The organism is Psychrobacillus sp. INOP01, from assembly GCF_018140925.1.
Taxonomy (GTDB): domain Bacteria; phylum Bacillota; class Bacilli; order Bacillales_A; family Planococcaceae; genus Psychrobacillus.
On record NZ_CP073315.1, the window covers coordinates 3177583 to 3203749 of the forward strand.

Sequence of the window (26167 nt, forward strand, 5' to 3'; positions counted from 1 at the left end):
AGGAAAGCATATACTTACTATATAAATAGGTAGTTTTAGGGGGATTGTTCAAAGTTGAGAGCTATTATTGGGGTTTCGTCAAATATAAAAGAGGATTTGTTGTCAGTTCCGATGAGTAATGTACATGCAATCACACAGTTCGGAGGAATTCCGATTGTGCTGCCAAATTTAGTTGGAGATGGAATTGAAGAGATTGCAGCGACAATTGATGGTCTATTATTAACTGGTGGTGGGGATATTGACCCGACCTTGTTTGGTGAAGAGCCACTACCGGGATTGGGTAATATTGTGCCAGAGCGAGATCTGTTTGAAGTGGCACTTATTCAAAAGATGTTGGAGTTGAATAAGCCAATTCTAGGGATTTGTCGTGGTGTCCAGATTATGAGTATTGCGATGGGTGGGGATATGTATCAGGATATTTATTCGCAAAAAGATGGGCTATTATTACAGCATGATCAGCAGGCTCCAAATTGGCATGGCTCTCATTTTATAGAAGTGACAGAAGGATCATTGTTACGCAAAATTGTTGGGGTGGATAAATTTAAGGTGAATAGCTATCATCATCAAGCGCTGCGAAATATGCCAGTTGGTTTTATCGTAAGCGGTATTGCAAGTGATGGCGTAATAGAATCCTTTGAAAGCACAGAGCATTCATTTGTTATGGGTGTTCAGTGGCATCCCGAGAGCCTAATAAGTAAACGTGATGCTAGTTCGCTCGCGATATTTGAGGCGTTTATAAATGCGTGTAAGACAAAAGGTTATACAGCGTAAACTTTTGCTGATTTTAAATGATTGTAGTGAATTTTTAAGACGACTGTTTTTAGAGCAGTCGTTTTTATTATTCTCTTTTTTAATATAAAAATGTAATTCATGAAATATTTTTTCTGGGGCAAGCTATTTGCATCATGAATAAGGAGGTATTGGCTTTGATAAGCTGGCTGAGGCGAGGATGTTCTGTTTTTGTGCTTTCTTTTTTGATCTCAACTAGTGTTTCGGCAGCGGAGGAGAAACCGACCCGGGAACAGACTTTGGAAATGCGCATGGATTACTATGTAAAATATTCGAGTGAGATGCTACCGTGGTATTACTTGGCAGCAATTGACCAATACGAACGAAATTTGCAAGAGGTTCGAAGTGATCTTCCAAAACGAGATGGAGTTGTGGCGTTTCAATTTTCAGCTGACTTTTGGGTTGGTTTATTGAATCCGATAAGGGATGATCGGAATAGCACCTCAATCACTTTCTTTGATGGTAGAGGACTTGATGGAAATAATGATGGTTTCGCTGATCTTAAACAAGATGATGACGTAATGTTCACGCTAACTAATTATTTGAATGAACGCATCGTAACAGAAGAGGATTTTGAAAAAACTCTGAAGGAATATTACGCTCGGGATGAAGCGGTTAAGCAGATCATGACGAATGCTAAAATATATAAGCATTATAATACGGTGGACCTTGATGGACGTGCATTTCCACTGGCACTACAGCATAATTACAGTTACCGTAGTACTTGGGGTGACAGACGCGGCTGGGGTGGGCGACGTATGCATGAAGGGACCGATTTGTTCGCTTCCTATGGTGTACCGGTGAAGTCGACAACTTATGGCATTGTCGAGACAAAGGGCTGGAACGATTACGGTGGTTGGCGCGTAGGAATTCGTGATGTTAATAATACCTATCACTACTACGCCCATTTATCAGGTTATACGAAGGAGTTAAAAGAAGGTGATTTTTTGGAACCAGGAACCGTCATCGGCTACGTTGGTAGTTCGGGTTATGGTCGCCAGGGAACCTCGGGAAAATTCCCGCCACATCTGCACTACGGAATGTATAAATTTAACGGTCGGACAGAATGGGCTTACGACCCTTTTCCATTATTAAAGCGTTGGGAGCAGCAGGAAAAGAGTGCTAAAAAGAATCCAGCAGCAAGTTAGTTGCTGGATTTACATACAAAAAAAGTGAAACTTCAATCAATGGGGGGTCTTTATCTCCCACTTATACTTTGTTACTTGGGTCAAGCCTTGATAGGAGTCTTACGACGTACAGGATGTACTAGTGCCGATGTTGCCACAGGACGTGGCGACTTAAATCGGCCTGCCCGTTAATGTGGGATTAATGCAAGAGTTAGCCAAAAAAAGTGAAGTATCAGAACGATTACATAGAGGAAAATTGCTACATTTAACAAGATCAATATAAATGGTCTCGATTCTATTTTAGACACAATACCGATTAATAAAACAGGAAGAGCGATTTTTATAATATAAAAGCCTGTGACGTTAGCTTCATATATACTACGCATAATCGGATTAGCTTCTGTAATATGATGATTCTGAATGCCAAAATCAGTAAATAGAGCATCGAGAGTGGCAAGTATTAATAGGATAATCCCCATTTTGATTAGCTTATTTCGAGGCAATGTGAAAGAAATAGATAGCAAAAGAAAGTGAACTCCTTTCAAGTTTTCTATTAGTATGTGATGGAAGGGGCAGATTCTATTCTTGATTTACAAAAAAATAGATTACAATAGAACTAGGTAAGGAAAGGATGTGCCAAAATTGAGAGATATTCCATTTGTATGTTCTTGGAGTGGTGGGAAGGATTCTGCAATGGCCTATTATCGGGCAATGAAAATGGGAATGAGACCGAAAAAGTTACTGACCATGTTTGAAGAGGAAGGAGAGATTTCTAAATCCCATGCACTACCCCTTGAAGTTGTGACAGCTCAGGCAAAACATTTAGGAGTGCCATTATCAATAAAGGAAGCAAGCTGGAATTCCTATGAGGGACAATTTATAGAGGCAATGGACGAATGTGATGCGGAAGGGATTACGCATGGTGTATTTGGAGATATTGATCTTGAGGGTCACTTAGAATGGGTACAAAATACCTGTGCAAAATCGAATATCGTTGCGGTGCATCCGTTATGGAAGGAGCCTCGACTCAAGATTATTGAGGAGTTGTTAGACGTAGGCTTTGAGGCATGGATTGTAGTTGTGAATACAACGATGATGCCTGCCGAATTTATTGGGAGAAAGTTTTCAAAAGAATTAATAGTAGAATTAGAAGCCCTAGAAATCGATGCTTGCGGAGAAAATGGAGAATTTCATACGGTTGTAGTGGACGGTCCAATTTTTTCAAAAAGGGTTCCTGTAAAAATTGGACATGCTATCGTAAGAGGTGACTATGTTTTCTCACCGGTATCTATTGCATGAAAAAAGTTTAGTTCATTTTGATTATTAATACTGTAAAAGGGTATCGTAAAAAAGAAAATACATAAATTTTGAAATGGTGGAGAATACAAATGACGAAAATGAATAGAGGAATTATAACTGCACTTTCGGCAATTGGGCTAGCGCAAGGCTTAAAGGTATTAACACATAAAAAGCTAACGGGCGATTGGGATTTGAAGCAGGCATTTACAACGGGTGGAATGCCAAGCTCTCACTCTGCGGGTGTCGCAGCATTGGCTTCGTACGTTGCTGCAAATAAAGGAACTCGTCATACAGAAACTGCCTTAGCAGTTGTTTTCGGGGCAATTGTTATGTATGACGCACAGGGAATTCGTAGACATACAGGTGAAATTGCACAATTAGTAAATGACTTGGAAGATAATATTGTAGCACTTTCTGGAAATTTTCCTAGCTTTGAATACGTTCAACGAGAAGGCGAATTAAAGGAACTTCTTGGCCATCAACCGATAGAAGTAATGGCTGGTGCACTATTAGGAACTGCTTTTGGAGTATTATGCGCTAAATTGGAAGACTGATCCATTCTTATTTAAAGCCAAGTTAGATAGGACATCTAACTTGGCTTTGTGTTGTGTTTTATTGATTTTCGTCGGTATAAGTTTTAGTCTTTCCATCTTCATACTCGATTTTTAAATCAAACTTTGTGTACTCATCTACTTCGAATGCCGACGCTACTCTTTGGATTACTTCTTCATCACTCATATCCTTCATGGGCTGCAGTTCTACGAAAATTGGTTGAAGAAGTGCATAGGCAGCATCACCTTTTAAACTAGAGGCGGCATGCATATTAATATATACTGCTTCCTCTGTTTCGACATTGTACTGAGCCACTACAGAATCCGTGTTATCGGATGTATCGATGTGCAGGTCGAAGTTGGTGAATCCATATTCATTTTCGGGATTCTCATCTGTGAATGTCTCATCTACTGTATTATCCTCTTCTGGGTTTACGACAGTACCGTTGGGCACATTTTCTTCTGGTTCGTCATTATTGTTGCCACCGCATGCTCCTAGAATTAGTGCAGAAGTTAATAATGTAGAGCTGAGTATTTTATATTTTGTAGTTTTCATGTTGTTTACTCCTTTCGAGGCGTTAAAACCTTTAGTATATTAATAACCTAAAACATTCTTGATTAAACAAGCGTGTTTGGTTTAGTATATATTTACAATAGTCAGAATCAATAAAAGCTGTTTGTGAAAAGAGGATTAGGTTTAGGGAAGTGTGGGTAAAAGAGTGTTAAGGTTATCATAAATAGGAGGATGATTGAATGGTGAATTATACGGAAATTACGTCTGTGGATCAGTGGAAGGAAGTTTTGAAGCAGTCAAGTGAAAAACCAGTAGTGGTGTTCAAACATAGTACAACCTGTCCAGTAAGTGCTCATGCGTACGGAGAATTCAGTGCGTTTGAAAAACCGATGGATTGTTATTTGGTGAAGGTTATAGAGCACCGTCCTGTATCCAATGAAATATCAATTGACCTTGGAATTCAACATGAATCTCCTCAAGCATTTTTAATAGTGAATGGGAAAGCTAAGTGGAATGCATCGCACTGGAAAATTACAAAAAAGGAGTTAGATAAGGTAACAGCATCTTTATAAAGAATGGGGATTGGAGCGAAGGAATGGAACCTATACAAAAAGTAAGTGATTATTTAGTGAATAATGCAGAGGCGATTATACGGGATATTACGGATACAGCACTGGACAATTTGAGTATTAACTTAACGCAGGAAGAGCTTGAACATGCCATTCAAAAAAATGTACAGTTTTTGGTATTGCTGGCTGAATCCCTACAAGATTCTAAAGAGTCAGCAGAGGAAGTGCTGAAGGAGTGGAGTAAACAGAACGGTGAAGAAGAAGCGAGGGTGTTTCGTCAATTTTCTACTGTTATTAAGCCATATGCAGTTAATAGATTGTTATTTTTACAAAAAATATCTCAAATATCGATCGAGCATGAGTTATCGACAGAGGATGTTGTGAAAGTAAATAATAGATTCTGTTATTTAATGGATATAAGTATGTCAGAAACTATTCAAGCTTATGAAATTTATCGAGATAAATTAATGAAGGATCATCAACGAGAAATAAATGAGTTATCCGCACCGATTGTCCCTATTCAAGACGGTGTAGCAGTTTTACCGTTAATAGGTGCAATTGATTATACTCGTGTGCAGCATTTGTTAAATTATGTAGTCCCTACCATACCAAGTTTAAAGGTTGACCATCTGATTATTGACTTCAGCGGAATTTTAGCAATTGATACGGAAATAGCTCAGCATATATTCACAATTCACAATGTGCTTGGATTATTAGGTATTCATGTTTTATTCTCTGGTATTCGCCCTAATTTATCGATGACAGTGGTAAAAGCAGGAATTGACTTTACTTCTTTTAATACATATGGAAGTGTTAAACAGGCCATTGACAGTTTAAAATCATAGAATTTAGTTAATCCAATCCTCTAGTTGAGGCGTTGGATTTTTTTTGTATTCCTGTTTAATTTTACTACATGGAGGGTAACTAAATTATGTGAACAACATGAATAAAGTTGAATAGAAGGAGGAGAGAGCATGCTAGATCGCTATTATTGGAATGATACATTATCTTATTTACCCGAGTTAATCGTTGCAATACTTGTACTTGTAATTGGATTTATCGTTGCGAAAGTATTGGAAAACGCTACCCACAAGTTATTGAGGAAGTTTCGGGTGAATGAACGATTAGGAAACACGAAGTCCAAATGGACCGTAGAGAAGATTATTAGTAAGGTTGTATTTGTTATTATTTTGATTTTGGCACTAGTTCTATTCTTTAATATTTTGAATTTGAATACGATGGCAACACCATTTGTTTCGATGTATTCGGGATTAACTGGAGCTTTCCTGAACGTATTGAAAGCCGCTTTAATATTATTATTTGCATGGGTTTTAGCTACGGCTGTGAAAAAAGGTATTCAAATAGCTGGTTCGAAGCTCAATTTAAATAAATACTCAGAGAAGGCAGGATTCGACGCAAAACCAGAACACCAAGCTAAGTGGACAGATAATGCAGCGAAAGTTGCTTACTATTTAATATTCCTTTTGTTCATTCCAGCAGTGTTGAATGCATTAGGAATTGACGGATTAAGTGGACCATTTGAAGGAATGCTCGCAAGCTTCTTTAGCTTTATACCGAAGTTAATCTCAGCGGCAATCGTATTTGCGATTGGTTGGTTTGCTGCGAAACTAGTTCGTAATTTACTAGAGAAGTTATTACAATCAGCAGGAGTGGACCGTTTAGCAGATAAATGGAAACTATCTTCTTTTGTTGAGGGTACTAGTTTATCAAAAATTGTAGGAATCATTGCATTTATATTAATCATGATTCCAGTATCGATTACAGCACTAGAAATTTTAGATTTAGAGGGTATTTCAGGACCGGCAATAGCAATGTTAAATGATGTTATGACTATGTTGCCGAAGATTTTCGTAGCAATTGTACTAGTGTTAGTGGGCATTATTGCTGCTAAATGGGTTAAGGATGTTGTTGTCTCTTTGCTAGAAAAATTAGGTGTGAATTCAATATTTGGAAAAATGGGATTCAAATCTGCTAGTGGAGCAGCTCCATCGTTTGCAACTTTAATAGGGACGATTGTTCAAGTTGTTATTATCTTGTTATTCGTAGTGGAAGCACTTCAATTATTAGAGCTAGACTTTATGGTAACGTTGGCGACAGGTATCTTTGCTTACTTGCCATCAGTAATTGCAGCGATTATCATTCTAGCAGTAGGATTCTGGTTAGCTAATTTAGTAGAAAAAGTGGTTGGAAACGTGATGACGCATTCATCAGGTACACCACATTTCCTTCGTTATGTAGCGAAATATGCTATTTTAGCATTTGCATTTTTCATGGCATTAGATCAATTAGGTATTGCTGCTTCTATTATAAATGCGGCATTCATCCTTATCTTGGGTGGGGTAGCATTGGCGTTCGGACTTGCATTTGGACTTGGAGGCCGTGAGCATGCTGCAAAATATTTGACGAAGATGGAAAAAAGCTTAGATGACGCAGAAGTATCAAAAGAAAAATATCAACAGGAAAAAGAGTCAATGAAAGAATCATTTAAAGAGAACTTTCAAGATCCTAAAAAAGCAGAACAAAGCTTAAAAGGAACAAGCCCTCACATGGACGAGGTGAGCCCAATTCAGGAAGCTGATGTAAATGAAGTAAATCCTGCCCATGAGGAAGATTCACTGAGCACGGGCTATAATATCCCATCGACGGATGATCTTCACCCGTTTGAAGACTTACCATCAATGGACGAAAGAAAAGATGAACAATAAAAAAGGCTCCAGCGAGAAATAACCTCGCTGGAGTTTTTTTGAGGGGGAGAGCTCGCTGTAATCGACCGATTATCTATCTTATTCGACCGATTCTCCATGATTTTCAACCGATAAAATGACATATTCATCCGATTCTAAGTAGTTAACGACCGATTTTTAGCTTATTCGACCGATTCTAATTTTTGTCAAACATTCGATCTTTCATCCCATTTATTTAGTTATGATTTCTCTAGTAATTATGTATAATATCATTAAAGTGTAAATATTCTTTTACTTCTGAATATTCTGCGCTCCAAAGTGAAAAAGGGGGAATAGAATGTTAGTATCAGAGAGATTGGCATATTTAGCAAAGGAACAACCAACGAAAATTATTACTTCTTTTAAAGGTAGGGAGACAAGCTACGAAGAATTATTCGAGCAGGCTAAACGACTTGCCGGATATTATCAATCGAAGGGGTATAAGCAAGAAGATATTATAGCAGTATATTTGATAAACTCGGATTACTTTTTGACATGTTATTATGCCTGTCAGCTGGGTGGATTTACTATCCTACCGATTAATACAAAGTTAACTGCAGCAGAAGTTAATTATATATTTACCCATTCAGAGGCAAAGACTTTAATATATGATGCTCGTTTACAATCGATATTAGACGATATTCCAGAAACAATGAACAGTTTCAAAGATATTTTGTATGTAGGAGAAGAAGATACGCTACAAACCGTATTAAATGATGAAAGTTTGTGCTTTAAAGAAGTAAAGGTGGATGAAAATATAACGACAGTTATATTTTATACATCTGGTACGACGGGTAAGTCAAAAGGAGTTATGCTATCAGCAGCAAATGTTCGAGCAACGGCAAAACTTTATGGTGAGGCTCTTGAACTAAATTCAGATGATCGCATGCAAATTGTAGCTCCCCTTTTTCATTGTGCAGCAAGTCATGTATTTAGTATTCCAGTTATTTATGCTGGTGGAACTGTCGTTATTGAAGAAGGATTTTCTCCAGAACAAACGATGCAAACATTGGAACAAGAAAAAATCACCGTATTCTTTGGTGTACCAGCAATGTATAGTATTTTATTGAATAGCTCTAAAATGGAAACGCTCGACTTATCTAATTTAAGATTATTTACTTATGGTGCATCACCTATGCCATTTGAGTTAATCCGTAAAATAAAAGCAATGTTCCCGGAAGTGAAAGTCCAGAATATATATGGCCAAACAGAAAACTCCCCAGCGGCAACAACGTTAAAGGATCATTATGCGCTTGATAAAGTAGGTTCTGTAGGCGAACCGGTTCCAGGAACACAGGTTCAAGTTGTCGATGAGCAGGGAAAACCTCTTCTTCCTGGTCAAGTCGGAGAAATTGTCATAAAGGGTCCGCAGTTAATGAAGGGATATTTGAAAAATGATGAAGCTACGAAACAGGCGATTAGAAATGGTTGGTTATATAGTGGCGACTTGGGACGAATGGATGAGGATGGACTGTTATATATTGTAGATCGAAAAAAAGACATGATAAATCGCGGCGGGGAAAATGTATTCCCAGTAGAAGTGGAAGAAGTTCTTTATGAAATACCACAAGTACTTGAAGCAGCAGTAATTGGTATTCCCCACGAGATATATGGAGAGGTCCCAAAAGCGTATCTTGTACTGAAGGAAGGCAAGGAACTAAAAGAAGAAGATGTTATGACGATATGCTCAAAAAAATTGGCAAAATATAAGCTGCCAGTAGAAGTGGAATTCATCGATAGTTTACCACGCAATGCAAGTGGTAAAGTGCTAAAGACTATACTGCGCAATTAAATTGGATAAATTAGCATTCTATTTTAGTCATTTGAATAGAATGCTTTTTATATTGTCTAAAGCCGAGAAATGGATCAACTTAAATAATATTTATTCGAAAAATTAATTTTGAGTAATTGTGTCAATTTCATTAAAAATTCGAATGTTTATGTGATATCACAATTTTTATTTATTATTTAAAAAGTCGATAATGTTAATTGGAGTGAAAAGCGTCGGCATGAAGAAGAAATCAAAGTTGTTCGACTTTCATGAAATTAATTCAATTCAATTCAATAAGACTAAAAGAATTTCAATTGGTTAGTAATGGAAAAAATCGTAGTTTTGAGTATCTTTATATCGAAGTATTTTTGTTGCTTAATATTGAAAAAATGAGTAAAAAGTAATCAATAAATTTTTATTTGGTATTTTTGCGCTTAAATATTCTATTTTTGTCCAAAATTAAAAACAAAAAAATGTTATATAAATTTAGTAGTTAGTTTACGTGACAAAAGTCTATGAGTTTATAGGGCTACTAAATTTTTTGTGTTTTTGTAGGAATTTTGACTATAAGAATATGTAGTGGTATCTATTATATTAAAGGAAAACTTTACTAACACTTCTACCATATTATGTGATTTATAAATTTTCAAAAAAAATTGTAAATTTATTTAAAAGTAGGTTTATAAACAAGTAGGTAGAGGGTATCGGGTATTAGTTGAACTTTGAATTACTCTATTATATCAATCTAGGAAGTATCTGTGAGGGCTTTTTGAAAGCACAACGCAGTTATTTTATAAATGCCACAAAATTTCAAGATAAGGGAGATGTATGGAATGTCAGGAATTATTCGCGTAACACCAGCTGAGTTAGATGCTATGGCTTCTCGCTACAACCATGAATCAGGGGAGGTTGCTTCTCAAATTGGTCGCCTAGATGGCATGATCGGTGAATTGCAGTCAATGTGGGAAGGTTCTTCTAGTGCTGCCTTCGCTGAGCAATATGAGAGACTTAAACCTCATTTCAATGAAATGCGTGAGTTATTAAGTGAAGTAGGTATTCAATTAAGCCGTGCTGGTCAAGCGTTGCAAGATGCAGACCAACAAGTTGCTAGTCAAATTCGCGGATAATTAATAGTTCCGCATGTCAAAATAGTAGAGCGTCATTCCCACTCAGGAAGGCGCTTTTTCCTTAATTGGGGTGAGAGAATGTATATAGAAATTACAGTAGATCTTTCTAAATACGATGGAAAAGTCTTAGATCTAAGACTTTCTGATTACTATACAATGAAAAAAATGATTGATATCGCCTGGCAGGCCAATTCTATTTCCAAAACTCCACGCGAAGGCCATTGGGTACGCGTAGTGAATAAAGATAAAATATTCCCAGGACATTTGACGTTAGCCCATTGCGGGATAACGACTGGTGACCGAATTGAAATTATTTGAAGGAGCTACAAAGATGGCCAAACGTTCACATACATACTTAAAAAACCGAATAGGTGCAGAAATAAATGAAGAACCGCTTAAAACTACTTTTGTCTTTCAAAAAGAGAGAGTAGGATTCAAGCGAACCGAAGAAATTATTTTTCTAAAGGAAGTTAATCCAAAAATAAAAAAAGACATAGTAATAACCGATGACGAGCTAATTATTCAAGCAGATATCCCAGCGTCCTTTAAGCGTTTTGATGTCATTCAATCAGAGGATGAAAAATCTCGTTGGATGTTTGCTTACCAACTGGTGGAAAAGGTTTATTCGCATCCATATCCTCGCTTAAATTTAATCGTGTCCCCGGAAAACATTGTGTATAGCCGAGGGATGGATCCTATTTTTCTTTATTATGGAGTGTTAGGGAGTTTACCGCCATTTGAAACAAATGATGAGCGCGTCTGGTTAGAAACAAAAGCCGTAGTTGCAGCAGCAATAGACGGCTCTTTCACATTTGAAGAGTATTTAAAGTATTCTGAGATTCTTGAACTAAAAGAAATGGGCGCTACCATTATGTCCATGAAAGAAAGTGACTCTTTACTGGACTTCATAAGTCAGCAAATGGAGCAACTAGAAGTAAAAGAACTAGAAAATGTGAAGCTCCCTCGAAAAAAGTGGAAAGTTACCAAATGGCTATCGATTGGGCTAGCTGTACTTATCATTCCAGCAATTATATTTACAATCATATATTTTGTACATGAAAAGCCAAAAACGAAAAGCTTTATAGATAGTCAAGCATCCTTCCTCGGTCAAAACTACAGCCAAGTAGTAACAACTTTAAGCCCTTATAGCGTTAAGTCCATGCCATATATTGTTCTTTACGAACTTGCGTACTCATCTGTTACCAACGAACGCTTGGATGAAGAGCAAAAAGAAAATGTGCTTTCTAATATTACATTGCAAACCGATGCAGATTATTTAAGATATTGGATTTATCTCGGTCGTGGAGAGGCGGAAAATGCTGTAGATATTGCAAGAGCAATGGAAGATGGCGAATTAATCACCTATGCTTTGTTGAAGTTAAGAGAAGAAGTGAAGGCAGATAGAGATTTAACTGGTGAAGAAATGCAAGAACAGCTAAATGAAATTGATCAAGAAGTAGAGGAATACGAAAAGTTAATGGAAGAAATGGAAGAAAAAGAACGACAAGAACAGGAAGAACAAGAGCAGCAAGAACTAGAAAAAGAACAACAGGAACAGCAAGAACTGGAACAAAAACAAAAAGAACAGCAAGAACTAGAACAAAAACAAAAAGAACAACAAGAGCTAGAAAAGAAGCAAAAGGAACAACAAGAAAAACAGCAGCAAGCAGATCAAACAAATCAAACAGATCAAACAGATCAAACAGATCAAACAGATCAAACAGATCAAACAAAGTAACACCAAACAAAGTAAGAAATTATGGATAGTTAAAATTCTAAAGTAGTTGAAAGAAGGTGTGGCTATTGCAACAACTATGGTTGTTTTACGACGAAAATTATCAGCGGATAACTCTACCAGAAAGTGACTTTACATCTTTAACTATTGGTCCTGCCATAGAACATGATATTACGATACAGACATTTCCTTTTGGGAATGGTCCTTTTACATTAAAAAAGGAGGATAATGTGCTCGTTGTTTATAGTGGAGACAAATCTTTTGGAAGGATCACAGACGATGAGGGTCTTACGATTGAACAAAAAGAAAAAGTGCTTCATTTATATACTTCGTCTACTCCAATAACTTCTAAAACTTACTTTATAGACTTTGACAATGAAGTTTCGTTTGATACCCAATTAGAAATCGCGACATTTCAAAGACTGAAAACAAGTTTTCCAAGAGTAGAGTCTGGACATTTCTCCCTAAATAAAATAAACGATGGATGGATTATAAAGAAAGACTTTGGCTGTCCTTTATATGTAAACGGTAAGTTAGTGGAATCTAACACGGTTCTTGCTGATGGAGATATACTTCAGTGGGCATTCATGGAAATGAAATTACTCCAAAAAGACCTACTAGAGGTAACTGCATCGATTCCTTATGAGACGAAATTATCTATTATAGATGTTCCTGAGTCGGAAATTCTGCAGATGTATCCTGATTATCGTCGTACACCAAGAATGATTTATGACCTTCCAGATGACAAAATTTCATTAACATTTCCGACACAGGAAACAGATGATTCCGGAAGAGGATTATGGCTCATTATAGCTCCACCACTTGTGATGCTCGTTGTTATGGCACTTGTAGCAATTTTTATACCAAGAGGAATTTTCGTAATTATTTCAATTACAATGTTTTTAACAGTACTAGTTACCTCTACTGTTCAGTATTTCCGTGACAAAAAGAAGCATAAGCAGAATGCGGAGAAAAGGCGCCGGGTGTATAAAGCATATTTAGAGAACATGAGAGAGGAGCTTTATGAGCTTGCCGAGAAACAAAAGAAAGTGTTGAACTATCATTTCCCTAGTTTTGAAGAAATGAAACAAATGACCAATGATTTATCCAGTAGAATTTGGGAAAGATCACTTGAGAGCCATGACTTTTTAGAGTTCAGATTAGGAACTGGAAGTGTAAAAGCTAGCTATGATATTAAACTATCCTCTGGTGATTTAGCTAATAGAGAAATAGATGATTTGCTCGAACAAGCACAGCGAATGGAACAGGTTTACAAAGAGATTCCTTCTGCGCCAATTACAACGAAATTATCCGAAGGTATTTTAGGTTTAACTGGCAAAGAATCGGTTATTAAGCGTGAACTTCAGCAAATAATTGGTCAGTTGGCATTTTCTCAAAGTTACCATGATACAAGATTTATATATATTTTCAATCATGAGGAATATGCCGATGTAGAGTGGATGAAATGGCTACCCCATTTTAAGCTGCCGCATATGCATGCTAGAGGTTTGATACATAACGAGGAAACAAGAGATCAATTATTGTCTTCGTTATATGAAATTATTCGCGAGAGAGATATAGATGATCAGAAGGGTAAAACAATATTTGCCCCACATTTAGTTTTCTTCGTTTCGGATTACTCATTGCTTGCAGAGCATGTCATCTTGGAATACTTAGAAAGTAAACATACAAAAGACCTTGGAATATCGGTTATTTTCGCGGAATCTGCTCAAGAACGAATGACTGAGAATGTGCACACACTTATTCGATACGTAAACGAACGCGAAGGGGATATCCTCATTGAGGCAGGCAAGGCGGTAGATATTGCATTCAATTTAGACGAATTTGATGCTACGACCAACGAACGATTTACACGAATGCTTCGAACTTTGAACCATCAAATAGGCATAAAAAACTCTATACCTAACTCGGTTAGTTTTCTAGAGATGTTCGGCGTTAAGGATATTGAGGATGTTCCAATAGCTCGAAATTGGGCATTGAACGAGTCAGCTAAATCACTTGCTGTTCCGATTGGTTTTAAAGGAAAAAATGAACTTGTTGCATTAAATTTGCATGAGAAGGCGCACGGTCCTCATGGTTTATTAGCAGGTACAACGGGTTCGGGTAAAAGTGAATTTTTACAGACGTATATATTATCACTTGCAGTTCATTATCATCCACATGAAGTAGCTTTCTTATTGATAGACTACAAAGGTGGAGGAATGGCACAGCCTTTCAAGCATATCCCGCATTTATTGGGAACAATTACGAATATTGAAGGCAGTAAAAACTTTAGTATGCGGGCACTTGCTTCTATAAATAGTGAGCTTAAACGAAGGCAGCGACTGTTTGATCAGTACATCGTTACGCATATTGATGATTACACGACACTATATAAAGAAGGAAGAGCGAGGGAACCACTTCCTCATTTATTCCTCATTTCCGATGAATTTGCAGAGTTAAAACGAGAAGAACCTGAATTTATCCGAGAGCTTGTGAGTACAGCTCGCATTGGACGAAGTTTAGGAGTTCATCTTATTTTAGCTACTCAAAAGCCCGGAGGAGTTATAGACGAACAAATTTGGAGTAATGCAAGATTCCGAGTTGCATTAAAGGTACAGGATGCATCGGATAGTAAAGAAATCCTGAAAAACGGAGATGCCGCTTCTATCACCGTAACTGGTCGCGGTTATCTGCAAGTTGGAAATAATGAAGTGTATGAGCTATTCCAATCTGCATGGAGCGGGGCCCCTTACAAGGAAGAAGTGCTAGAGGGAGAAGATGACGTGGCAATTGTCACAGATCTCGGCTTGTACCCACTTTCTGGTATAGCAACAAATGTGAAAAAGAAATCTAGAGGAATGACAGAAATGGAAGCAGTGACAGCGAAAATTGCGGAGACAACTGCTGATTTGAATATCAAAAAGGTGGCTAGTCCTTGGTTAGAGCCATTAGGATTCCGTCTTGAAAAGCAATTAGATGTATCTACTAGTCAATCTGGTTTTCCTATAGGAATGATTGACGAACCTGATAAACAAAGCCAGACACCAATTGCTTATAACTGGACCAAGGATGGAAATCTTGGAGTGTTTGGTTCCTCAGGCTATGGAAAATCCTATACATTACTTACTACAATATTGGGACTTGCGGAAAACCTATCTCCAGAAGAAGCGAACTTTTACTTGCTCGATTATGGAAATGGATCACTGCTACCACTTAGACAGCTCCCGCATACCGCGGATTATTTCACGATTGATGAAGAACTGAAAAGAGATAAACTAGTTAAGCTTATAAAAGAAGAGATTGCTAAGCGAAAAATTGCCTTCCAGCAATCAGAGGTTAGTAACATCCATATGTACAATAAGCTATCAACTTCGTCGTTACCTCTTCTGTATATTGTTGTAGATAATTATGATATTGTCCGTGAAGAAATGGAAGAGTTAGAGGCTCAACTAATTCAATTTGGTCGAGATGGTCAATCACTTGGAATTTATTTGTTTGTGGCTGCGACAAGAGTTCAATCAGTTAGACAGTCCTTAATGAATAACTTAAAAACGAAGATTGTTCATTATTTAATGGATACTACGGAGTCATTTACAGTAATCGGTCGTGTACCGTTTGACTTAGAACCATTCCCAGGTAGAGCCATTCTGAAAAAAGAGGATGCTTACTTTGCGCAAATTTACCTACCTGCTAGTGGAGCAGATGACTATGAAGTATTGGAGTCCATTAAGGTAAAAGTGAGTAATTTACGAAAGCAATACTTGGAAGGAAATCTTCCGAAACCAATTCCGATGCTCCCGCTCGAGCTTACATCTACAAATTTCTCCTTCTACTTGGATGGAAAGAAAAAAGATGGAGTCATTCCGATTGGGTTGGATGAGGATACAGTGCTTCCAATTTCTATTGACTTTAAGAAAAATCGTCATTGTCTACTTATTGGACAGGTTCAAAGAGGGAAGACAAATACGATTACTTGGATGCTTCACACACTTTTAGAACAGATGACAGGATTCATTTCTATATTTGATTCGTTTGACCGAGGATTATCAAGATTCGCTGAGTATGATGCCATTGACTATCTGGAAACTAAAGAGAATTTGGCAGAATGGATTACTCGAACAGAGCAATATTATGCAGAAGTAGAGCGAACTTACCTCGAAAATATTCAACAAGGGAAATCTGTAGAAATTACACTTTCTTATTTCGTCATCGATGGATATACAAGATTCCTACAAGTAGCTGATATTAGCCTGCAGGATAGACTAGCAAAATTGATGAAGCGTTACGCTCACTTAGGCTTTAATGTCGTTATGTCAGGAAATAATGCAGAAATCACGAAGGGCTATGACGCCTTTACGAATGAGTTGAAGCTTGTCCGTCAGGCACTCGTGTACATGAAAAAATCGGAGCAAACTTTGTTTACAGTAGCGTATGAACGCAAAGAAGCAGAGCTACCACTTGGATTTGCGCATTATATTTTGAATGGGAACGCAACGAAAGTAAAAATTCCATTAAGTGAGTTGGAGAGGACGAAAGTACAATGAAATCAACTAAAAATACCAAATTATTAAAATACGGTGTTGGAATTCTATTTATATTAGCTGCTCCGATTATTTTCTTCCAGCTGATGGGTGTTAATATTCTCGATTTGAATAACGCGAATAAACGTACGATTGCTATCGTAAATGAAGATATGGGTTTAACGAAGGATGCAGAAAAGGTACAAATGGGTGTAGAAGTAGTATCCATTTTAGCGGATGACTCGGATTACGGATGGGAAGTAATGGGGCGTGGGGCTGCGGAGAATGGACTAAAATCCAACCAGTACGACGCAATTGTATATATTCCCTCCAATTTCTCGGAAAATATAATGTCTTACGACGAACAAAACCCGAAAAAAGCAGAGTTTGCATATCAAGTACAGCGTCAGAAAACAGGATTACGTAAAGAACAGGTTTTACATGAAATAGAAGTAGCGACAGACCGAGTAAATGATAAAGTTTCCACGTTGTACTGGAGCTATATAGCGCAGGAAATGAATCATATTAAAAAAGAATTTACGAGTATTTTAGGAAAAGAAACAGAATTTCTTAGTGCCATGTCTGCCTATTATAAGCCAGAATCAGAAACGTTGGCTGAACAGATGCAAAGACAAAAAGACCAAATGGCATTATTGCAAACTACGATCGGATCTGCAAATAATGCCCATACTAGCCGTATTGAAAATGCTGATTCGTTTGGATTACAAATGAACAACTTCATCACCTATGTACAGCAATATAAGGAGTTTCAGAATACACAAAGACAAATTCTACAACAGGTGCAGGATGATAGTTTAGCCAAAATTCATGCAGCTGCAGCAACACAAGCAGAGCAATTCAATAATTCTGTACAAATGCTGGAGGATAGTAATAACAAATTAAATGAAGAAATTCAAAAAGTAAATAATATTGTTGAGACAAATAAAGAAAAATTTAATGCATTATCGGAACTACGAAAAAAAGAAGTAGATCGGCAGGTTAAGGATTTACTAGTAGTGCAAGGTACTGCAATCGACCGTTATAATAATACAATTTTAGATAATCTTGAAAAAGGTATTGAGACAGGAAAAAGTACCAATGCAGTGCTTTCTGCAGCTTCTTTAGGAACAGAGCCAAGTCAGCTTACTACTATTAAAGAACAGCTGGAACAAAAAGCAGCGGAGAAAGCTTCTGCTACTTTACCTGGATTAGAACAAGAACGCTGGAAAGTAGAAAGTATATTATCCGCATTAACTTCCTTAAAAACAAAAGTAGCAGAAACGGATCCAGCATCCACCTTTATAAGCGAAATTGATCAGCTTCAAGCGGAACTTGGTTCAATTACAGCCGGCTTAACTGAAAGAGAAACAACATGGGTGAATGCAAACCAAACAGGAACTGCTGACTATTCAAAAGCTTCTACAGAGTATGCAAAACTATTAGAGAACTATAGCTCTATTTATAGAGAATATGAATCTGTCCAACAGGTTGTTAATACTTATCCAACTGATACTGCACGTATAGGAATGGAAATAATACAAAAAGAAGAAGAGTTGTTAGCTAATACTCACCTATCAAAAAATCAGCGAGCTAGATTAAAAGAGCTTTTTGCAAAAGGTGCAGCTAAAACAGATACAAGTTCTTTGTTATCCTACTATGCTACGTTAGAACAATTTGAATTCACTCTTAATGAGGGCGGAGATAGTGCCAATAAGGATGTTGTTTTAAAGGATGCAATTTTAACAGCTTTGCTGAAAAATGTAGTGGATATTAACGAATTGGAATTAGAGGGTTGGAATTCTGTATCTGAGACTATTCCAGAAACAGAAATAGGAATGTCCGACCTTAGTACAACGTTTGCAGCCATCATGTCTGGTTATAAAGAAACTGCGGAACAGCAGCATGCATCGTTAATCAATGAGCTAAATTCCATTGATGAACAAGCAAATGTCTTACTTGCACAAATTCAAAATCCAGCGAATATGATTCCGTCTGGTGAACCAGTGGCAACTACTTCTGAAGGGGAAGTAATGGCAGGTCAACAAAATGTGACTAATCAGCTTGTAACGTTAAGTGGAATGATTCAATCATTATCACAAAAACAAAGCAGTTTAGTAGATTACGCAAATGACCTAACTGTGAAAGCAGACAATATAAAAGAGACATCCAATGAATTTAGTGGTAAATGGGATACGAATGTAGCTGCCATGTCTGAATTCGATAATGATATTCAAGACTTTCTTGCCAATACATATGTTGATGGTCAGGAAAACGGATATGCCTTTAGTCACTTTGTGAACCCTCTTGATGTAAAAGGAGAAGCAGCAGTTTCTGATGAAATGGAGAAAGTTCCTCCTGTTATTTTATTTATCATTCTATTAATCAGTAGTTTGTTGATCGGATATTTCTCTTATCAGATGAAAGATGGTCCTATTGGGCTCCAATTAGCTATGACAGCTTTATTGTCCGTACTTGTTGGACTAATTATCAGTTTCTACAGTATCTATATGTATATTTTAAATGACCATCGTGCGCTAGAATGGACAATTTTTACTATTCTTTTATTGCTTGCAGGCGCAGCCATCATTCGTGTGGCTTTAGAATTCGGCCAATCAGTTGGGTGGCTTGCTAGCGTTGCGTTGATGTGCTTATATATCATTCCATTACTAATACTTGCAGTGCCCGATATTAATATTCCTGATGTTTTGTCTACCGTTTATATGTCTATTAAGTATGAACCGGAAACTAGCTTTATATGGGGAGCAGTAATCACAGCGGTTATAGCAATAGTGATGTTAGCGACCACTTATTTTATGAATAAAAACAAAAATAATAGATCAAAAGCATCTGTGGCAGATGAAGCGTATGAAAGTTAAATTGCGTCTTTTGTTTTCAATATTGTTTTTAATACTAGTTGGAAATGGTTTTGTTGTTTTTGCGGAAGAACCAAAAAAGGTAGAAGACTTAGATCCTGTTATTTATGAAAAACTAGAATTTAAGAAAAATACAGATTATCTACATGATAAGAAAAAAACCGAAATGAAAAATACAATTCCTAAGAAGCAAGTTGATATATATTTTGATGGGAGAAAGAAGCTTCCTAACAGAGGAGACACTTCGTATTTGTTTCAAACGGCTGAACGTGGGGAGAAAAGTACAGTAACAGCAAAATCCTCTGAGCTAAAATTATTTTCTGAAAAAGATATTGCTTTAGCAGATGAATCAGTATCCAAAATAGAAGAGGAATCATCTAGTAATAGCGTGAGGACAATCATATTTTTAGGGGTAATAGGAATTGGTATTCTTACTTTGTTTGTCATTTTCTTACCGAGGTTAGTAAGTACCTCAGAATCTTCTGAACCAGCCAAATGAAAAAGGGAGGGAATGTATATGCCTGGATATTATTATGCTTTATTAGCTAAAAAGAAGGAAGAACTACAGAGATTAACTGCATGCCAGTCTTCTTTGCAAGGGAAACAATCCGAATTTAATACGAATGAACCAAAGTGTTTAGAGCCTGAGTTAACTGCCGCTACCTGGCAGGGAACTCATGCAGATAAGTTTGACGATATTAGGGAAGCTGGTATTCAAACTAGCTATGTGGATATCTCAGGAAATCAATTTTCCAATGTATTTAGTGCAATCTCAACTAAAATTAGTGAATTGAATGCAGAAATTGCTTCTATTGAGCAAACAATTGCCAATATTTTAGCGGAGCAAGAACGTCAACGTCAAGCGAAAGCAAACTAACTTGCAAGGGGGAGAAGCGTTATGTCTACGGAAGTTAAAATCGTATATGCTGATGTGGAAAATCAACTTGGAGAAATGACTAGTGCAGTTGACCTGCTAAACCCAAAAGCGGAGCCGCCTATTACGGGTAATACCCTAGATGTCGTTACAAAGTTCAATGAATTATCCGTAAAACTGGACCAATTATTAGTAAAATATCAAACATTATCAACCAAAAATATTCAAACTACATCCGCTTCAGTAGACTTTATGGAAGAGTCTGATCAAAAAGTATCGGCAGCTATGCAGTGTACTGTAAATGGGCCAAGGATGGTGGCAAGATGAAAATTCTAGACGTACAACCATTCCATGATGGTCTAGCGCGTAATATTAATATGCTCACTCGCCTAGAGGGAGAAATTAGTGCCATTCAAACTGCAGTCCAAGGCTTAGTAGCTATGGAGGAAACTCTTAAAGGCGAGGGTGGGAATGCAATAAGATCGTTCTACAATGATTGCCATTCACCGTTTCTACATTTCTTCTTAACGTTTAAATCTTTATACAATACTACCCTTACTACGATGAATTCCGCACTCGAGGCTTTAGAGCCAGATGCCAATGGCTATATTCGACAAGCGTATCTGGAAGGGGAAGTAGAAGAGGGATTGATCGAAATTTCTCAAGTAACAGCTAATTTGACGGATGAATCCAATAACATCATGGATTCTGTTTCCGATATAGTAGCGTTGCCACATTTAGATGACAGTGGTGTGCAGGAAGGTGTAACTAGTGCTAGAACTTCAAGGGATAACACCGTAACTGATCTAAATGAATTCGATTTGACTCAAACAAATGCACTAATTCTCATAGAAGCGGCCATTTTAAATATGGAAGTCTGGTTAACAGATATTGAATATTTAATGGAAGAAGGATTAACGGATGTTAACTTCCCGGCAGAGGATTGGAATTATGTGCAGGATGCAACGCCGATTGGTCAATTCTATTTGCAGCACCAAATAGATATGCTTGCTGCAGATCCACGAGTAGAACAGAATAATGTAGAAGTATCAGCCCCAGCGTATACAGAGAAGAATTTATGGGAAGGCATTATGATCACTGTTGGATTAGATATAAACGATTGGGAAAATAAGCCAATTAACGCTGCTGCGAATTTTGTAGGATTTGCTGCTGCGGGAAATGCAACATACAAAGATGTAAAATTGGCTTCCAAGGGCTTCGGCATTACTAGAACTACAAGAACAACGAAACAGAATGTTACAAAAACAGTTATTAAGATTACTAGACCAGAATTGATTGGTGTAAAAAAGAAAACTTATTCTGGAGCTAACGCTACAAACTATGAAAAGATTTACAAAAGAGTAGACCCAGCGACAAACGTAAAATCTACTTTTCGCTTCTCTGCAAATAAACTTGGATATATTGGCGTATTTGCTACAGCGGGTGGAGATATTATACATGGTGTACAAAATAATGAGTCAGCAAGTCAAATAGCTGGTAATGTAACCGGGGATGTCGCAGTAGCCGGCGTTTCAATGGCAGCTTCGGCTTGGGCTGGTGCACAAGCTGGTGCTACAGTCGGTGCGTTTGGAGGACCAGTTGGGGTAGTAGCTGGTGCTGTAGCTGGGTTAGTTGTGGGAGTTGTTGCAACTACTTTATTGAGTGAGATAAAAATATTTGATGTAAATAATGATGGACAAAGAGATTCAGTAGGAGATGCTATTAAGATAGGAACTAAAGGGCTTATTGACTCCGTATCTTCTTGGTTCAAATAGTTAGGAGAGAATTCCAATAGAAAGAGATAGAATGACCAATATTTTTTCATCTTACTTAAAATTTGAATCACCAAAACAAAATAAACAGAGTATTATCGGGAATTTCCTCGTGTTTTTATATTTAATTGGGATTCTTCCCCTTTTGGGGGAGCCATTCTCTTGGTCATTTTTCTATGCTGCTATTATACCTACTTTTCTAATAACATTGTGGGGAATAATATATATAGTAGCTCCTTATAAATATGAAAAATCATATTTTTTATTTTTAGGTGTATATGGAATTGTCAATACTTACGTCTATTTCGTTAGTATTCAGAAATTGTTATTCATTAATCTTGGAATAACTAGCTGGGGTCCATTTTTAAGTAATACCATATTATTCATCTTATTAGTTGGTGGTATGAACTGGATGAATTGGAAGGCTCTTTATAGTGAGACATATTATAACCTGCAACAAAAACGTTCTATTCCCGTAGGTTGGGCATCTCTAGCTGGAGCTTCGTATATATTGGGACAATTAATATTGTCAGTTGTATATACAGACTCTGGAATAAGTATATTAATCATTGTTTGTCTCTCGATTTTATCTTTATTTACTGCATTTCTTTCAATCAATATTCATCGATACTTTTTCATCAAAAAAAATATGGATATAGTAAAGAAAATGTTTCCTGAGTTTGGGTTATCAAAGAGTGAAAGGGATACGAAAAGGAAGAGAAAGAATAAGAAAAAATAGTCGATTTATTTTGAGTAGTAGGTAGTTAGAGGAGAATTCTAATAGAAAAAGAGAAAGAAGGGAAAATAATGATTCCAACATTTACAGTACAGGATATTTTTGTAATGATGCAAACGTTAAATACGAAAACTTTAATAGGCTTTTCTAATCCCTTCAAACACCTAACAAAGTATGAAATTGAAAAAGAATGGGAGAAAACCTATAAAAAACTTCATAAGCTTAATCTTATTGATTTAGTAGATAAGGATATTAAATTAGAAGAAAACTTTGGCAATGCCCTGTGGATCATGTCACGTACTAATATGGTTGTGGAGATAATAAAAGATGGAAATCAGAAAAGTTATTTTTACTTTAGTAAAGACCATGTAGTGGAATGTAAACAGAATTCAGTAGATGAATATACGATATATGTGCATGGAACCCCTGATCATGTATGGAATAATGTTATTTATCCTCGAATGCTTGTAGGTGTAGAAAGTCACTCTGTCGATATAGTTGAATCTATTTTTGTTCCAACTGCGGCATATAATGCTTGGGTAAAAGCTGGAGCAATAACAGATGTACAGAGCTTGGAAGACATCAATTCAAGAGAAAACTGGAACCGTATAAGTAGTCAATTGGATGCTGCGCTAAAAAGTATGATACATAATAATCGATTAATGGTATTTTTCAAAGAGGATGCCCATTGGGTTATCGAAGGTATGCATGTTTTGACATCTCCTAATAATAATTGGACATTCAAAATGATACAGAAGGACAATAAAGAACTATTAGAAGGAAAACAAAGTACAAATTTGGAGATTGTTTCGGAGATTTTAGAGGTTTTAGTAAGGATGCAGCATCAGAAAGTAACGATTAAATAAATGAAAGTAGGAACATCAAGCACTTTTTTCGTATATTCGAATAGAGTGCTTGATGTATGTAAAATAGTATTTCTTATGTATTTTCAATGAAGTATTTTTACTGTTAAGCTTTCCAATTGTAATAGGTTATCCATTTCTTCGAAGGATTACAGCATAATATTACAATGCTCCATGATTGATTTATACGTTCCAGTAAAAGGGGAGGGTGATAATGATAATTTTAGAGAACCATCAACTTCAAAACGAATTGTTATATAAACTTTATAACTTCCTCCCAGAGGAAACTGATATAGCTTTTTATATGAAGTAACATAGCATGACACTCTAAAAACTCCTGTTTTGTTCAGTTCAAAAGAACAAACTCTAACCACACATATGTGGAGAGAAACTTACGTGTTATTGGAAAAGTGATAATCTGGAAGGGTGAAAATGATGTCTATTAAATATCAAGGAAAGCTACAAGTAGAGAAGAGAGAAATCGATAATGTTACTTTATCCTATTTAAGATTTCAAACACCCAAAGAGAATAAAGGAAATATTATTTGTTTCTTAACATTATTTTTATATTTTATTGGATTGTTTCCTATAATAGGAGAAACTTTCTCATTAACATTTTTTTTAGCCGCTTTTATCCCTACTGTTCTTATCTCAGTTTGGGCAATTATATATTTAATTGATCCCTATAGGTTCGAGAAGTCCTATTATTTATTTTTTGGCATATACGGTGTAGTAAATACGTATGTGTATTTCTTGTCTATTGTAAAGTTGCTATATATTGATATGAAGGTAGAAGGAATAATTCCTCTTATCCTTAGCCTATTATTATTCATTATATTATTAGTAGGTGTAAATTTATTAAATTTAAAAGCACTGTATTCAGGAACCTATCACAAATTACAAAATATGAGGAGTATTAATGTAGCTTGGGTATCTATTGGTGCACTAGGGTATATTTTAGGTCAGTTTTTACTATCATTTATTTATACTGACTCCGCTTTATATACTCTAATAATTGTATTAATTTCTTTGTTGTCATGTGTTACTGCTTATTTTACTGTTTATATTCATCGTTATTATTTTAACGATAAGAACATGGAATTGGTAAAGCAGGTGTATCCAGACTTTGGATTACCAATGAGTGAGAGGAACACAAAGAGCAGAAGGAAGAAAAAGAAAAAGAAAATGTAATCATTCTGTGGGTCGCGGGAGATTAACACTAATTCAGAGGTTTTAGGAATTTTAGTAAGGATGCAGCATCAGAAAGTAACGATTAAATAAATGAAAGTAGGAACATCAAGCACTTTTTTCGTATATTCGAATAGAGTGCTTGATGTATATAAAGTAGTATTTCTTATGTATTTTCAATGAAGTATTTTTACATTTAAACTTTCCAATTGCGCTAGGTTGATCGTATAATTGTTTTCGGTATCTACAAATAGCCCACCATTCACTTTATTCCTTTCAGCTGTTCGGATATCTGTATTCGTTTCGAATATCAGATTATGTCCACCTTTAAACTTTAGGTAAAATTTATACTTTTTCAATTCACCAGCTTTACGCAAAGTTCTCCCTCCTTTAACGAAGTATATCACTCGTCCTGATAAAGGTTAATAGATAGAAAATAGTTTTATTGGGTATATAGTTTATGAGACTTAATGAGGAAGTCCTTCTTATAGAAATAAATTAGGCGATACGACTTAAGTAGTATATAATGAAGGGATGCTGAAAATACTGAATTAGAGAATATAAAGGAGTTTGAATCATATGGGAAACAAAACTATAAACAATGAATTACCAGAGAATTACGAGGAACTAAAGAAAGCAGCAAATCGGACTGCAAGTTGGAAAGCACGCTATGACGCTGTAGTTGAATTAGGTAAGTACAACCATAATCAAGTGAAAGACATTTTAAGAACACGCCTAGCAAATGATCCGGTTTATAAAGTACAAGAGGCTGCTTTCCAAAGTTTATTAGATTTTGGGGAAGAAGCACAGTTACCGAAGCGTAAAAAGTTTGAATTAGTAAAAGGAGCAAACAAAGTGTTTGTTCGCGTTAAGAAAAGTTTACCTAAGGATCATACTTTTGAAGAATTTTTAACAAAATTAAAAAGAATGCGTATCGACGTTTATGATACGTATGAAGGTGACAAAGGTGACGAATTTAAAACTTGGCTAGAAAAAGAATGGTCTAATTTAAAATAATTCATAGATAAAAAGCAATTGTCGTCATGGACAATTGCTTTTTTGTTTTTAAAAAAAGAAAGTATATAAACATGTCCTTTGACCACTGGGTTCGT

At 36.4% G+C, this 26167-nt stretch carries 24 protein-coding genes; 21 read left to right on the top strand and 3 right to left on the bottom strand.

Going from position 1 to position 26167, the window contains the following annotated elements:
• The first annotated feature begins 54 nt into the window (after positions 1–54).
• Positions 55–771 carry a gamma-glutamyl-gamma-aminobutyrate hydrolase family protein gene (locus tag KD050_RS15650; protein ID WP_211893262.1) on the top strand — a complete coding sequence of 239 codons (717 nt, stop codon included), beginning with the start codon at positions 55–57 and terminating at the stop codon, positions 769–771.
• A 134-nt stretch (positions 772–905) separates the two neighbouring features.
• Positions 906–1937 (top strand): M23 family metallopeptidase, encoded by a 1032-nt coding sequence (locus tag KD050_RS15655; protein WP_211893263.1) that lies wholly within the window; start codon positions 906–908, stop codon positions 1935–1937.
• A gap of 167 nt (positions 1938–2104) precedes the next feature.
• Here the strand turns inward: KD050_RS15655 and KD050_RS15660 are convergent, their stop codons facing one another.
• Positions 2105–2440, bottom strand: coding sequence for a DUF5658 family protein (locus tag KD050_RS15660; RefSeq protein WP_211893264.1), 336 nt, complete (start codon positions 2438–2440; stop codon positions 2105–2107).
• 118 nt (positions 2441–2558) lie between these two features.
• Here KD050_RS15660 and KD050_RS15665 point away from each other — a divergent pair, with 118 nt between their 5' ends.
• Together KD050_RS15665 and KD050_RS15670 are read left to right on the top strand one after the other, a co-directional pair.
• Positions 2559–3215 (top strand): Dph6-related ATP pyrophosphatase, encoded by a 657-nt coding sequence (locus KD050_RS15665; protein WP_211893265.1) that lies wholly within the window; start codon positions 2559–2561, stop codon positions 3213–3215.
• 89 nt (positions 3216–3304) lie between these two features.
• Positions 3305–3769 carry a divergent PAP2 family protein gene (locus KD050_RS15670; RefSeq protein ID WP_211893266.1) on the top strand — a complete coding sequence of 155 codons (465 nt, stop codon included), beginning with the start codon at positions 3305–3307 and terminating at the stop codon, positions 3767–3769.
• A gap of 58 nt (positions 3770–3827) precedes the next feature.
• Here KD050_RS15670 and KD050_RS15675 read toward each other — a convergent pair whose 3' ends face one another.
• Positions 3828–4322, bottom strand: a complete 495-nt coding sequence (locus KD050_RS15675) for a YusW family protein (protein ID WP_211893267.1) — start codon at positions 4320–4322, stop codon at positions 3828–3830.
• A gap of 197 nt (positions 4323–4519) precedes the next feature.
• Here KD050_RS15675 and ytxJ point away from each other — a divergent pair, with 197 nt between their 5' ends.
• The 16 genes from ytxJ to KD050_RS15755 all read left to right on the top strand — a co-directional run bounded on the left by ytxJ (position 4520) and on the right by KD050_RS15755 (position 25058).
• Positions 4520–4852: a bacillithiol system redox-active protein YtxJ gene (ytxJ, locus tag KD050_RS15680; RefSeq protein ID WP_211893268.1), complete on the top strand. Its 333-nt coding sequence runs from the start codon at positions 4520–4522 to the stop codon at positions 4850–4852.
• A gap of 23 nt (positions 4853–4875) precedes the next feature.
• A complete protein-coding gene (locus KD050_RS15685; RefSeq protein ID WP_211893269.1) occupies positions 4876–5694 on the top strand; it encodes an STAS domain-containing protein in 819 nt (272 codons plus the stop codon).
• 129 nt (positions 5695–5823) lie between these two features.
• Positions 5824–7575, top strand: coding sequence for a mechanosensitive ion channel (locus tag KD050_RS15690; protein WP_211893270.1), 1752 nt, complete (start codon positions 5824–5826; stop codon positions 7573–7575).
• 316 nt (positions 7576–7891) lie between these two features.
• Positions 7892–9385 carry a class I adenylate-forming enzyme family protein gene (locus tag KD050_RS15695; RefSeq protein WP_211893271.1) on the top strand — a complete coding sequence of 498 codons (1494 nt, stop codon included), beginning with the start codon at positions 7892–7894 and terminating at the stop codon, positions 9383–9385.
• An 812-nt stretch (positions 9386–10197) separates the two neighbouring features.
• Entirely contained in the window at positions 10198–10491 is a 294-nt protein-coding gene (locus KD050_RS15700) for a WXG100 family type VII secretion target (protein ID WP_090565261.1), read from the top strand.
• 78 nt (positions 10492–10569) lie between these two features.
• Positions 10570–10809, top strand: coding sequence for an ESX secretion system protein YukD (locus tag KD050_RS15705; protein WP_093494092.1), 240 nt, complete (start codon positions 10570–10572; stop codon positions 10807–10809).
• Positions 10810–10822: 13 nt separating this feature from the next.
• Positions 10823–12229: a type VII secretion protein EssB gene (gene essB / locus KD050_RS15710; protein ID WP_211893272.1), complete on the top strand. Its 1407-nt coding sequence runs from the start codon at positions 10823–10825 to the stop codon at positions 12227–12229.
• 65 nt (positions 12230–12294) lie between these two features.
• Positions 12295–16773 carry a type VII secretion protein EssC gene (essC, locus tag KD050_RS15715; protein ID WP_211893273.1) on the top strand — a complete coding sequence of 1493 codons (4479 nt, stop codon included), beginning with the start codon at positions 12295–12297 and terminating at the stop codon, positions 16771–16773.
• On the top strand, positions 16770–19625 hold the full coding sequence (esaA, locus tag KD050_RS15720; protein ID WP_211893274.1) for a type VII secretion protein EsaA: 2856 nt from the start codon (positions 16770–16772) through the stop codon (positions 19623–19625). Before essC ends, esaA begins: the two co-directional genes overlap by 4 nt.
• On the top strand, positions 19615–20121 hold the full coding sequence (locus KD050_RS15725; protein ID WP_211893275.1) for a type VII secretion EssA family protein: 507 nt from the start codon (positions 19615–19617) through the stop codon (positions 20119–20121). Before esaA ends, KD050_RS15725 begins: the two co-directional genes overlap by 11 nt.
• An 18-nt stretch (positions 20122–20139) precedes the next feature.
• A complete protein-coding gene (locus KD050_RS15730; RefSeq protein ID WP_211893276.1) occupies positions 20140–20499 on the top strand; it encodes a YwqH-like family protein in 360 nt (119 codons plus the stop codon).
• Between the two features lie 21 nt (positions 20500–20520).
• Positions 20521–20823 carry a YwqI/YxiC family protein gene (locus tag KD050_RS15735; RefSeq protein WP_211893277.1) on the top strand — a complete coding sequence of 101 codons (303 nt, stop codon included), beginning with the start codon at positions 20521–20523 and terminating at the stop codon, positions 20821–20823.
• Positions 20820–22271 carry a ribonuclease YeeF family protein gene (locus KD050_RS15740; protein ID WP_211893278.1) on the top strand — a complete coding sequence of 484 codons (1452 nt, stop codon included), beginning with the start codon at positions 20820–20822 and terminating at the stop codon, positions 22269–22271. Before KD050_RS15735 ends, KD050_RS15740 begins: the two co-directional genes overlap by 4 nt.
• Positions 22272–22302: 31 nt before the next feature.
• Entirely contained in the window at positions 22303–23007 is a 705-nt protein-coding gene (locus KD050_RS15745) for a hypothetical protein (RefSeq protein WP_211893279.1), read from the top strand.
• Positions 23008–23075: 68 nt separating this feature from the next.
• Positions 23076–23870, top strand: a complete 795-nt coding sequence (locus tag KD050_RS15750) for a hypothetical protein (RefSeq protein ID WP_211893280.1) — start codon at positions 23076–23078, stop codon at positions 23868–23870.
• A gap of 429 nt (positions 23871–24299) precedes the next feature.
• A complete protein-coding gene (locus KD050_RS15755) occupies positions 24300–25058 on the top strand; it encodes a hypothetical protein (protein ID WP_211893281.1) in 759 nt (252 codons plus the stop codon).
• Positions 25059–25231: 173 nt separating this feature from the next.
• Here KD050_RS15755 and KD050_RS15760 read toward each other — a convergent pair whose 3' ends face one another.
• Entirely contained in the window at positions 25232–25432 is a 201-nt protein-coding gene (locus tag KD050_RS15760) for a hypothetical protein (protein ID WP_211893282.1), read from the bottom strand.
• A gap of 202 nt (positions 25433–25634) precedes the next feature.
• On the opposite strand from KD050_RS15760, the gene KD050_RS15765 reads away from it, so the two are divergent.
• Positions 25635–26072 (top strand): HEAT repeat domain-containing protein, encoded by a 438-nt coding sequence (locus KD050_RS15765; RefSeq protein ID WP_211893283.1) that lies wholly within the window; start codon positions 25635–25637, stop codon positions 26070–26072.
• Positions 26073–26167: the final 95 nt, after the last annotated feature.